The 12,394-nt window shown below is 47.5% G+C and carries 8 protein-coding genes; 3 read left to right on the top strand and 5 right to left on the bottom strand.

Annotated features, from left to right (window positions below):
- Positions 1–14: 14 nt before the first annotated feature.
- The 3 genes from OXG87_05740 to OXG87_05730 all read left to right on the top strand — a co-directional run bounded on the left by OXG87_05740 (position 15) and on the right by OXG87_05730 (position 2,780).
- Positions 15–2,012 (top strand): CocE/NonD family hydrolase, encoded by a 1,998-nt coding sequence (locus OXG87_05740; protein ID MCY3869040.1) that lies wholly within the window; start codon positions 15–17, stop codon positions 2,010–2,012.
- A 162-nt stretch (positions 2,013–2,174) separates the two neighbouring features.
- Complete coding sequence (locus tag OXG87_05735) at positions 2,175–2,483, top strand: type II toxin-antitoxin system Phd/YefM family antitoxin (GenBank protein MCY3869039.1); 309 nt, start codon at positions 2,175–2,177, stop codon at positions 2,481–2,483.
- Between the two features lie 12 nt (positions 2,484–2,495).
- Positions 2,496–2,780 (top strand): type II toxin-antitoxin system RelE/ParE family toxin, encoded by a 285-nt coding sequence (locus OXG87_05730; protein MCY3869038.1) that lies wholly within the window; start codon positions 2,496–2,498, stop codon positions 2,778–2,780.
- An 87-nt stretch (positions 2,781–2,867) separates the two neighbouring features.
- On the opposite strand, the gene OXG87_05725 is transcribed toward OXG87_05730, so the two are convergent.
- The 5 genes from OXG87_05725 to OXG87_05705 all read right to left on the bottom strand — a co-directional run.
- Positions 2,868–3,008, bottom strand: coding sequence for a hypothetical protein (locus OXG87_05725; GenBank protein MCY3869037.1), 141 nt, complete (start codon positions 3,006–3,008; stop codon positions 2,868–2,870).
- A gap of 223 nt (positions 3,009–3,231) precedes the next feature.
- Entirely contained in the window at positions 3,232–5,274 is a 2,043-nt protein-coding gene (brxL, locus tag OXG87_05720; GenBank protein MCY3869036.1) for a protease Lon-related BREX system protein BrxL, read from the bottom strand.
- Positions 5,275–5,277: 3 nt separating this feature from the next.
- Entirely contained in the window at positions 5,278–7,818 is a 2,541-nt protein-coding gene (locus OXG87_05715; protein MCY3869035.1) for a PglZ domain-containing protein, read from the bottom strand.
- Between the two features lie 2 nt (positions 7,819–7,820).
- On the bottom strand, positions 7,821–11,897 hold the full coding sequence (pglX, locus tag OXG87_05710; GenBank protein ID MCY3869034.1) for a BREX-1 system adenine-specific DNA-methyltransferase PglX: 4,077 nt from the start codon (positions 11,895–11,897) through the stop codon (positions 7,821–7,823).
- A 30-nt stretch (positions 11,898–11,927) separates the two neighbouring features.
- Positions 11,928–12,394, bottom strand: a 467-nt coding sequence (locus OXG87_05705) for a BREX system P-loop protein BrxC (GenBank protein ID MCY3869033.1), incomplete at its 5' end; no start/stop codon positions are given.

The following is a 12,394-nucleotide window of genomic DNA, read 5'->3' as shown; positions in this document are numbered from 1 at the left end:
GTGATATACAATTTATGCGCGTGATTACTGAATTTCCCCGATCTGTTCGGGAGATTGAGCATATCTGGATTCCCCTGTCAGATGGTACGCGATTGGCCGCGCGCATCTGGTTGCCAGAAGATGCAGAACAAAATCCCGTGCCGGGTATTCTGGAATATTTGCCGTACCGCAAAAGCGATGGTACTGCTGTACGGGATTCGGTGCATCATCCCTATTTTGCCGGTCATGGATATGCCTCAATCCGCGTGGATATCCGGGGAAGTGGCGATTCTGAGGGCGTGCTTTTAGATGAATATTTGCCGCGAGAACAAGAAGATGCGCTCGAGGTCTTGTCCTGGATTGCAGCGCAACCCTGGTCAACGGGCAAGGTGGGCATGTACGGCAAGTCGTGGGGTGGGTTCAATGGGTTGCAGGTCGCTGCACACCGGCCTTCTGAACTCAAAGCTGTAATCAGTTTGTGTTCGACCGATGATCGCTACGCAGACGATGTGCATTACAAGGGGGGATGTGTGCTGGCGTCTAAGATGCTGTATTGGGCATCGACGATGCTGGTCAATTGTGCTTTGCCACCCGATCCCAAAAATGCAGGTGATAAATGGCGTGAGATGTGGTCTGATAGGCTGAATCATCTCGCGCCATTTGTCGATATATGGATGGCGCATCAGATGCGCGATGCCTACTGGAAACAGGGATCGGTGTGTGAAAATTTTTCTGCGATCACATGCGCGGTTTATGTTGTTGGTGGGTGGGCAGATGGCTATACCAACGCGATTCCCCGATTGCTCGAAGGATTGTCCTGCCCAAAAAAAGGGCTTATTGGTCCCTGGGCGCACCAATTTCCCGAACGAGGGACTCCCGGTCCTGCGATTGGGTTTTTGCAGGAATGTTTGCGGTGGTGGGATTACTGGTTGAAGGGGATAGATACCGGCATTATGGAAGAGCCTGTATTGCGCGTGTGGATGCAGGAGAGTAAAAAGCCAGCCGCCAATCACAAGACCTGGCCGGGGTTCTGGATAGAAGAGCCTATCTGGCCCCGTGGTGAAGTGCGCGAATATCCGTTGGGCATGGACGGATCGCTCGGCGAAGAACCCCGGCAGGTGGGCGATATGGTTATTTCTGGAACGCTGGCACACGGACAGGATTCTGGAAATTGGTGTCCAATGGGTGTTATAGGTGATTATCCGCCAGATCAGCGTGCAGAGGATGGGCGGTCTGTGATCTTTACATCGCTACCTTTAAGGGAGCCGCTTGATATTCTGGGTTTTCCCGAAGTGTCTATGCGCTTGTCAGCGAATAGGGAACGCGCGCTCATATCCGTGAGATTGTGTGAAGTTTTTCCAGACGGCACATCAGCACTTTTGAGCTGGGGGGTGCTCAATCTGGCGCATGGCGAAGCGCACGAGGGAGCCAGATATCTCAAATCCGACGAGATATTTGATGTCGCGGTGAGACTCGATGCCATTGGTTGTCGCATATCTGAAGGGCATGCACTGCGCGTATCTTTATCGCCCGCGTATTGGCCTCAGGCATGGCCGTCACCTGAGCCGGTGACTTTGCGACTTAATGGTGGGTGTTTGCGTTTGCCTATATGGTCTGGTCAAGCTCTGAAAGCACCTTATGATGATCCCGAAGGTGCCTGTGAACTGAAACACAGCGTGCTTCGGAAGTCGGGGCGGTTTCCCGTTGGACATTGGCATGGGGTTGATGAAAAACTGATTTATGAGGTTTTGACGGATGGTGGGCGTTTGCGGTTTGAGGATGGGCTTAAGTTAGATGAGTGGGCGAAAGATCTGTGGGAAATAGAAATGATGGATCCACTTTCAGCGACCGCGAAGTGTGAGCGAAAAATTGAACTCGTTAGAGGCGCGTGGCGTGTTCGGGTAGAAACGCAGAGTGACATGCGCTGTGATGAGAGACTATTTTATCTGACGAATAAAGTTGTGGTCCATGAAGGTGAAAAGGAGATTTTTCATCGCGATTGGCACAGTGAAATACCGCGTGAGGGATGTTGACGGTAAAGCGGACAACTTAAAAAAATAAAGTTTGGCGGCAGTCTCCCAGGCATTACACGGGTGACCATGTCGTCGATTAAGACTTGTGCCTTTTGGATAGTCGTATATATTTTTGATCATAGATTTGCTAACGTTAATCAATGTTACACAGAGGTGGTCATCTTGAAAAAAACAACTCCTATGGTACATCGCGTTCCTTTAACCGAGGCCCGCACCAATTTGGGACAGATCGTAAGGCGGGCACATCTCAATAACGAGTGTTTCATCCTGGAAAAAAACGGTATTCCCATTGCTGGTATTATGGACATAGATGATATGGAAGATTGGTTAGAACTCCAAGATTCCGAGATGCAAGAGCAGATTGCGGAGGGGTATAAAGAATATCGACAAGGCGAAACCAGACCTCTGGATGAATTTTTGTCTGAACTACATGCTGGCGACGACCCCAAAAAAGTAAAAACGCATTCATAGGCACTATCTATAATGCCGCAACCGTTTCTTATTCGTACTTCATCCCGATTTCTGCGCGATGCCCGAAAACGCCTTAGACAACATCCCGAACTGGTGGAAGTCCTTGAGGGGTTACGTGTCATTCTCGGCGAGGATCCCTACAATCGCACGAGGCAATACCATATTAAAAAACTCAAGGATATAAAACCGGGAGAGGGCCAGTGGCGCATTCGGCATGGCGACTATCGTCTGCGTTACGATATATTTGGACAAGAAGTCGTCCTATACTCTTTTCGCCATCGCAGAGAAGTGTATTGACACCGATCAGGGAAAACAAAAAAAGCCCTCCTGTCTTTTTCAGGAGGGCTTTTGATATTACAATCCATCAGATTGGAGTTCAAGGTCTCAGGGCAGGACCCTGGCAATCGCCTGAAGTAGTATCGAAATACGAGGATCATCAATTATGTATCCACCTATAAACGACATCCACCCCGATACGAACAGGGCGGTCATAACACCGGGATAAGACAGAATTTTTTTTACCATGTCGCTACCTCCTTTAATAAAACGAAGAAGGCGATCGACGAGGGTATCCTGCACCGCACGATGTAGTGCCCTGAGACCTCGAACAACTTCCCGTCTTTCTGTTGGATTTTATTGGTGTTTCTAATATGCGCCGTCAGGTCAGCGGACACAAGAAAAAAAGCTCCGATCCTTAAAATCTGAAGGTCTGATTTTATAGGAGCGAATCTTGAGATTCAGACTCCAGCTAGTTCAGCCCCAATGCTTTGAATGCAGCTATCCGAAGGTCACCAAAGAAAATCGGGTCCACATTCTCCAGAACATCAGCACTGACATCAAAGAAGCTACGCTTATTCTCTATGGGAATAAGCGCTTTCTTTGCACCGTTATCCATCGCCACTTGAAGTGGCTCAACAAGCGAGCGCACAGGTTTGAGGTTGCCTTGGATGCTCATATCTCCGAGTACCAGAAGACCTGGGATCGGCGCTGTTTTGCGTAGAATTGAAAATGCGGCAACAAAGAAGGCGACTCCAACTTCGGCTTCTATCCGGTTTCCAAGAAGATCAATAGCTTCTACGTGAAAATCGGAGATATCGACCTCCTGTCCGACGCCAAAGGTTGTTTTATTAGACAACAGATAGCTGAACGCTCGTTGAATGGATTCCTTCATTGAACCGCTAACACCACCCGCCATGCGTAACTTTCCTGTTCCGGAGGAAGTACTGACTTCGATGCGATAAAGACCCACTGTGCCGTCGCCACTCACGGAGGCGGAATAGATCGTCCCGGCGGGGAGTGGCTCAGCTGAGATTAGATCCTGGCCCCCTTGTTCAGGCACACCAACAAATCGCTCTTCACCCGTTTCGTTGACTGCATAGCTGAAAGAGGTATGGTAATATTCAAACGAGCCCATTTTTTTTAGCTGTTCTTTCACTCTTCTGCGACCTTCGAGCGCAAAAATTACAATTTCTTCAAGATCTTCTGCGGAGACTTCTCCGTGAGGGTGTAGAATCTTTATCATTCCAGAGGCTGAGCGCCGAACGGCCTTTCGGTCACGTGCGTTCAGATGACTGCCCAATGAGAAGTCACGGTCGATAATCTCAGTGAAGTTATGCTTTCGCAACTCGCGGAGAGCCTCGGCCAGATAATCCACGACAAAGCCATAGTGATCTGTAAAGTGCTCGTTCTGCATCTTAGGCACTTCCCAGCCGGGCAGATAGAAGTGCAGCCGATCGATGAATGCCATATCATTGCGGATGATATCCGGCATGGGTTCAAAGAGATGTCCTGTCTGCACCATCACATCCACAGGCAGCTGCGTATTGCCAAACATTGCCACACTGGCATAGCCTGCTTTGGCTTCCTGCCCGCGTTGAAATTGGCCGGACTCACAATAAGTTTTCATCGTGGTGATAACTTCCTTCGACATTTTCTGTAAGTCGGCCACCTCATCAAAACCGACCACATCCCAAATTTCGACCATACCCTTCTGGCGCCCGCTCATATGGCCAAATAAATTGGCCACCGTCGTTGGGCCGGTCAGCAGTGCAGTATAAGGGGATAGTTCTTGTACAGCGTAGCTTTTTCCTGTACCACGGGGACCGAGTTCGACAAGATTGAAATTTCTTTCGCACAGTGGGATGAGTCGGGTTAAAAACAGCATTTTGAGCCGTTGTTCCATTTCCATTGGCTCGTAGCCTATGCTACGCATCATGAAATCAATCCATTCATCGGTGGTAAATTCTGCACGGCATCTGCGGTATTCGTCCAGGTCAAATGTTGCGAGTTGAATAGGTGTGAGCTTGTCAATCCAAAATGGATATTTACCTCGGTTTTCCTCGTCATAGGAAAAGCTCATTTCAACCTGTGCCCATATTCCACCGGTGAGCAGCCGATCATAATCGCGCACATAGTGATCGGGAATATGTACAAAGCGATGTCCAAAATTCGTGACATCAGCCCAATAGTTGGAATCCACCAAACGCACCTTTACTTTATCGATAAATGTGTGTTTGCCCTGTTCTTTGACTTTACTCTGGGCTTTAGTCGCCTCGTCGGGCCGGATGTAGTTGTTTGCAAGCGTATCATTGACGACCTGCAGCCCCATCTGGATGGCCATCTCATCGGAAGAAGCACAGTATTTTCCCAGCAAGTATTCCAGCACAAACACAGGGACATTGGCGCCGACTTTGACTTTTCGCACCAGATCTTTTCGCACGACTTTACCTGCAAAGATGCGGTTTACTTTATCGTCCAGTAGGTCTCTTACCAGTGGTTCTTCCATTGCCATAGTTTATATCCCCAGGTTGATCGGGATGTCGGCTGATTGGGCCAGCACAGCATCGGTTTTTGGATCCTGTACGACAATTTGCACGGTTTCACAATCATCTCGTATCAGCATCAAGCCGATACTGGCAGTTGTGCCAGGTTTCACGGCAACACACCCGGTGGTGCGGTCGAAATCGGCATCGATTGCCATGCCTGTCTGACCAACCTGCTCACCGCCAGAAAGTAAAATAAGACGCAATATAACAGGTTCCTGTTGGAACAGGTCTGATGCCACGGCGACTTTGACGCCAAAGGTACGGTTGGTTAATGTATGTGGACAGTCCTCCAAAGCGATTTCCAAGCTGGACGTTTCCTCAACAGAAGCAGGGAAACGTAGGCTGATGACCGGCACAAGCATTTCCTGTAGGCTGATGCCTCCGTGGTGGTAGCTCAAGCCACCTTGCGTGCTAAAAACAGCGGTTCCGGTCGGAAAAATTACATCCAGGTCGGTGTTATAACCCAGTTCAGTGCCCATCACACGAACGGTTCCAGACGGGGTTTGTCCGCCACGGCCCATCCAGCAGCGTCGATGAATACTGGCCGTATCACCACCCGGTGGATCCATGCGCATATCTTCTTCTTTTCGGCTTGAAAAAAGGTGTCCGTGGTCGGCGGTGATAACAAACTGCTCAATCCCTAAACCCGCTAATTTGCGAACGGCACGGGCGATATTGCCGATGGTGGTATCCATCACCTGCCGAGCCAGCCAATCGTCATTGCTTTCGCCAAGGAAATCAATTTCTTGAGAACGAACGACAACGAGTGAGGCCTTCTCGACGGTTTTTTTTAATCGCCCCTGCGAAGTTTGAAGTAGCTTGCCGATGGGCATTTCAGCCACATCGGGTACTTTGGCTTTGAGAAACTTCAAACGGGTCTGAATGTTGGGCATTTGCACATCTTCTATACAGATCGTAAGCTTACCTTTGTTTACATCCACAGAGAAACTGGCCGATGCTCCAGGAAGCAATGCCGCCATGCCTACTGGGGTAATGGTTGGCAGAGCCGCCACGGCTGGCTGCAGGGTCAGATCCTGGCCATCTTGAAACTGCCGGGCGAGCTCCACGCCCATTTCGTAGCGCATGGCATCTACAAAAAAATAAGCCACTTGCTTGCTGCCTGAAGCCTTTACGACATCAGGATAAATGTGGGTTTGATGGCGTAGACTGGCCAGCGTCCATCCAGCTTGCTTTAGAGCTTTTGCAAATCCTACAGTCATCTGTTGAAGCAGTGTCTCATATTCTTTGCGGACCACGCCCAATGCCTGTTCGGCTTCGGGCTCTTCGTCCATTTTAGCAACCCAGGCCTCCAGGATACGGTGAGTTAGGTCAATTTGGTGCCATCCATCCGGTGCCGTGTAAGCCTGAGCCCAAGCATCGGGATCGGATTTCATTTTTTCGAGTTCCGGACGAACAGCAGAAATTTGTCGGCCAAGTTCAGCCATCAACCGACAGGCTTCCCACTGCGCCTGTCGTACCACATCCTGCTCAACCCAGAAACTTCGGCTGCGGCCTTCAACAATGTCCATTGCCCGATCATAGTCGCGGCTGGAAATGGCATCGGCACAATGATCTATCAGCAATTTTTCTTCAAATTGGAACGTATCAATACCCCTCAGGTCGTCTGCGCTGAGAGAAGCTCCGCTAAGTGCTAACCCCAGTTCAACTTGATTGGCCAGAGTTACATAGGCTTCAGCGTATCCTTCACGCAAAGTTTCAGCCACCAGCCGAATTCTGTCCAAATGATCCTTGGAGGGCAGTTTTGAGATCATATTAATAGATTCTGGAGGATCACCGCTCAGATCAGAACGAAATTCATTAACCAGCACATACTGTAAGGTTTTTCGTCTGGCGTCGGATAGTGCGGTATCTTCCTCTATTGCAAGTCCTAGGCGGGTCTCGATCAATTTTATCAACTCAGGAATGGCATCCTTTTCACCAATCACTCCATCTTGGCTGTCGTCGGCAAGCCAGGATACCAGCAATGACACAGCATCTTTGGACGTGCCAAATATCACCTTCAGCATTGATGCTGTTTCGCCCGTGTTTCCCTGTTCAAGAAAATGAACCACATCAGTGTAGGTCACATGCTCTGGCGCCAACAGATCGTCGATGACGCCATCGGTCATGGTCTGACGCAGACAGAATCTGGCCATACTTTTGAGTTTCCACTCAAAATACTCGCCTGCTCTTTCTAACTCCATCAGAACAGATCCTGTAAGATCGCGTGAAGCACCTGGCACATAGATCAGCATGGGAGCAGGATCGTCAACAGACACCAATGGTTCAGCCAAGATACGAACTTGGAAAAAGGATCCATCAAATTGGATTAGATACGTGGATAGCGCCTGTATCGTAACTTGAGGAATATCTCCATCATACACGGCCGACGCCATCAACGTGTCGATATAGGGCTGGAATCCAGCATCCGGATCATACCAGGTAACGACTCGCCGCTTCTGTAGATGTTTGAGAAGCTGCTGGCTGAGATAATCGTGAAAGGGGTTCATAACTATGTCCGTCTTGTTCGGCTTCGCCTACGACTACCTGCAGGGGCTGGGGCAGACAACAAATCATTGAGCGCATTTTTAACGGCTGAGGATGTACGCTCATCAATCAGTTTTTCAATTTCGCCTTTGGATACGTCGCGCGGATGCCACTTGCCATCTTCATCTTCTTCCCAGAATACCTCTTCCAAATCATGGGCAATCGCCAAGCTGCGATCCGTCGCGCACTTAGGTACTATACGCTCAGGCCACAAATGCATAGAAAGATGCGACCAATCATAATCACCTACCACAAGTTTATCCCAACATTTCTGACACTCTTTCTGCCAGATTCGATGTTGAGGCGTCAATCGCCAAAGTGGGGCAAAGTTAATGATTACGCCGTCGTTAAGGTTGGGATTCCAAAGCGGTGCAATGAGAGCAATCTCTTCACGAAAAGCACGGAGATCTTCGATAAAAGTCTCTTGTGTGTTGATATCCTTACGCTGGCTTGCTGTAGAATTTGGACCGGCCTCTTGGATGAGGTTAGTTAACTTACGCTCTTCGTGCTGGACCTTGGGAGTGACGTAGTCATTGAGTACTGCATAGAATGTGTCTTTTGTGAAGTGGTGGTAATAGAGCCAAGTTGAGTAACTTGCAGATGGTGTGGCAATTTGCCAGTAAATCGGAGCTCGTCTTGGACGAGAGGAAAAGTCCTTTATGTGATCATCGAAAAATCGTGTTCTGATATATGATCGCATTTCATCAGGGGATGAAATGCTCTGTGGGGCATTTTTCTCTTCTGATTCGCACCAAGGCATTAGGTTCCATAATTGACTGGAGAAATCTTCATTGCCACCTGGATCATCTGCTCCAAGAATAGCTGAACGGTTAATCTGGCTTGTGTAATATCGTATTTTTGAATATAGAATTCGTCGTCCTATGATCTCTGGTTTGGGCACTTGTGACTCAATTAGTTCCTTTTTCGCGCATTCAGGTAGAAGGGCATACAATATTTCTGGCCGTGCAGACTTTGAATCAAGTTGATGCAAAAATAACCGATACGCGAAATCACGAGTTCTCTCTGAAATTCCAAGACTATTAAAGATCAAATCGTCAATTTTATTTTGTATCAAAGAATATTTAGACCAACTATCAATGAAGCTCCGTTGAAACCATTTGTATATCTCCTGAAATGAATTGCAGTCTGGTAGAATCGGTTGACTATTTCTAATTTCAAGAGAGATTATACTAAGCTCTAGGGTGTATTGCGCTTGTTTGAAAATCTGAGATGACAATCCCTCTATCTCTTGATCTATTTGATCAACCATATTAGGAAGTGCAGATATATGACCAACTTCGAACTTTCTTCCGGGATGAAGAGCTCTCGTAAGGATTTCTACTAGCCGAGAATTTAATATAGCACATAATTTCAAGACATCATTTGGATTTGAGGGAACGAAAGCCATACCTGTATCTGAAAACGCTGAATTGCTTGGCATGACTCTTGCATTAAAACCGCTGCTAACGCGTGGGAATGTGATAGCATGACGAAAGAAGAAGCCGTCGTTCTTAATTGTTCGACTTGCCCCACCGTAACGTTGGGCGGCAAATGCTCTTATCTCTTTGCCATCTTCCTTCCAAGATATCATCCAGGGTTCATCAGACCAATAACAACGAAACTGCCCCCCCTGCAATAGTCTCACCCAAGAACCATCTCTACCTACTTGTGTTGAATCTACCTCCCATTCGAGTCTACAGAAACGCCCGATATCACCTGGTATTAGCCCTTGGAGAATAACCGACGTATTTGAGTCCTCAATTTCTCGGTGTTGGTCTTCAGCCAATGACTTAACTGCTGTATTGCAATTAAATGGTAAGTATCGTTGGAATAATTCTGCGAATTCTGATGGTAACCAATAGGCAAAACTCCCGCCCGGAATCAAGGACATAAGACTTGGTTTCTTAAGGAAGAGTTGCTGTGCCTGTTCACCCTTATTCAATTGATCTAGTATGGCACGTAAGGTTCCATCCTTATCAATTGTAGAATCAAGAGCGAAAAAAAGAATCTCATCTTCAAAATTGTTCTTTAGGATATTGCGCACAATGTAAATGCTTGTTTCAACTGTTGCGTCGTCCAAGACGCCTCCTGCTGTATCCAAAAGAACCGAAAGATATGGTCCTTCAGTCAACATTGAACGACGCATAGAGGTGAAAAATTCAAGAGTGTGAAATGTACGAGATGAAATTACACCTATTAAACCACCATTTTTTGCTGCTAGCTCTGCAGCACGAAAAAAGAAACACATGTAAAGATCCGGTCGCCCCAAACCGTACCGTCTCTTTAACCATTCTTTTGTAGCTCTTGGAGATTCTCCAAAGGGAGGATTCATTACAATTGCATCATATTTCTTGCGACATAAATCAATAAATGCGAACCCTCTGATTGCATCATTCGCAAATAGTTTACGGCGAAAGACTGCTGCACTTGTTGAGCTTTCAGTGTATCTCTCAAGACTGTTGTAGATACGTTGCTCAGCTTCCCTCCAGAATTGTTCATCGGTGATGCCAGATACATCGAAAAGTTGAAGTTGCTCTTCTTTGATTTTGCTGTCATCTTGGAAAAGCGAGAGCTGCTCTGGCTTTGGCCCTTCTTGCCACAGTGCTTTAGCTTCGCCAATTGCATCTCGTATTTCTTCTTCAATTTTGAGAAGTGATCCAGCTTCTCCTGTAAGTTGCATTTTATCAAATACAACCTCAACCAATTGACCAAGTACTTTTGGTTGAAGAGTGCTGGTAAATTCCTGAAGCAATTCTTTTTCACCAGGCATCGGCTCTGCTACAACGATGTTGGTTCTGGCAATAGTGGGGCGATTGTTATGCGGAATGTTGGTTTCATTGTAGGCACGTTGTGTACGCATCCAGAGCGCAAATGCAGCTATTTGTGCTGCACGTGGGTCAATGTCGATGCCGTACAAATTATGACGCAAGATCAAGCTGGGTAATGTTGCCATGAGATCATCAATGTTGGGATAATCTTCACGTAAGGTGCAGCCTGTAACTTCAGAGGTGGTAGAATTATCGTCCTGCCAGCCTTCGCCGTAGACAGTAAGAAGAAGATCGAAGGCATAGAGTAAGAAATGACCCGAGCCGCAGGCCGGATCGAGAATCTTCAGGTCACGAGGGTCTTTCTTGGCTCGGTGAGGAATATAGACTGTTTTGTTGAGCAGTTCCTCCTGAGTCAAGTCGTCAGTATCAGACTCTTCAGGAGGGTCTTCGCCTTTGGACAGAAAAACTTCATTTGGACGACGTACAAGATAATCACATTCATCTACAAGCCTGGTGTCTCCCTGACGCATTTCATACCAGATGCGGCCAATTGTATTATCAGTGAGAAATTCGACCACATAACGTGGGGTGAAAAATTGGTTGCGAACAGCGAGTTCACGGCTGTTTCGCGGGGCCTGTGACGCTTTGCGCATTTCTCTGCGTTCATCGTCACTATTGAAATACTGATAGACCCAACCAATTGTTTCATCTTCTTGCCAAACTTCGGCAAGGTCGGAGGCGTTGAGTATGTCGAGTAGGCCATTGAGCACCTGGCGACGAGGCCAGAGAAGTGAGGCAGGATCCCGTCGGTCAAAGAGCACGCGGACTTCACGGCCGATTTCATCAAAAAGGCTTTCGATATAGAGACGATAGCCATTGTCAAGCAACTGCACTATCCCCGGAGCCAATCCGGTGAATTCTTTGAAGCCTGCGGATTGTTCCTTTTTAGAGATACATTCTTGAACAAGGCCGCGAGCTTCGAGCATTTTAAGAGCTACGAAGCGGTTCAGAGTGGTGAAAGCGGCTTCACGAAGGTAACTATCTACAGCATCGGATTTTTTTTGTCCGCCTGCTTCACGATGGTCAATATCGGCGATGAGTTTTTCACGACAAATACGTTCTGTGGCGTTGAGATGACCACCCGATTTCGGAGAGATTTTACCATTGAGCAAAATGTCAAAAGTGCCCTGAAGTTGAGCCTGGTATTCGTCTTCGAGCAAACGACGAGCATCTTGGGTAGCACGTTGGATGGCACTGCGGGTTGTTTTATTCATATTTTATAGATACCGTGTCATGTAAGAAACTTACTGAATCCAGATCTTCTTACCCTCACCAATCAGGCGTTCACAGGCTTCACGAATACCGGCAAGAGCAGCATCAAGTTGCTCTTCGGTTTCAACACCCCCAGCGAAGTATTCTGAGATATTGATCTGTACAATTCTTCCTTCTTCCACCACTTCCAGCAGTTCGGTAATTGCTACTTTTAGACGACCCCAGCAGGCATCTATATCTGCTCGCAAAAGTGAGATTTCTGGCTGGGGATTAATGTCTGTTTCTGTACGGCTGGAGAGTGGATGTAAAATGCGCTGTTTCTGGTCGTCGTTCAGATCTTCCCAACCTGGCGTGCTTTGTAGCTTTTCTAAAGCCTTGCAATAGACCTTCGCCCGTTTCTGAACAGCATCTGTGTATCGCTGCTGATATTCGGTTTCCAATGCGTGAGTGTGCTGGTCAATAGATGGAAATTCTTTATAGAACGTCTCTCGCTGTAAAA

It is taken from the genome of Gemmatimonadota bacterium (genome assembly GCA_026706845.1).
GTDB lineage: Bacteria > Latescibacterota > UBA2968 > UBA2968 > UBA2968 > VXRD01.
The sequence above is the reverse complement of the archived record's forward strand: the minus strand, read 5'-3'. Positions and strand labels throughout refer to the sequence as shown.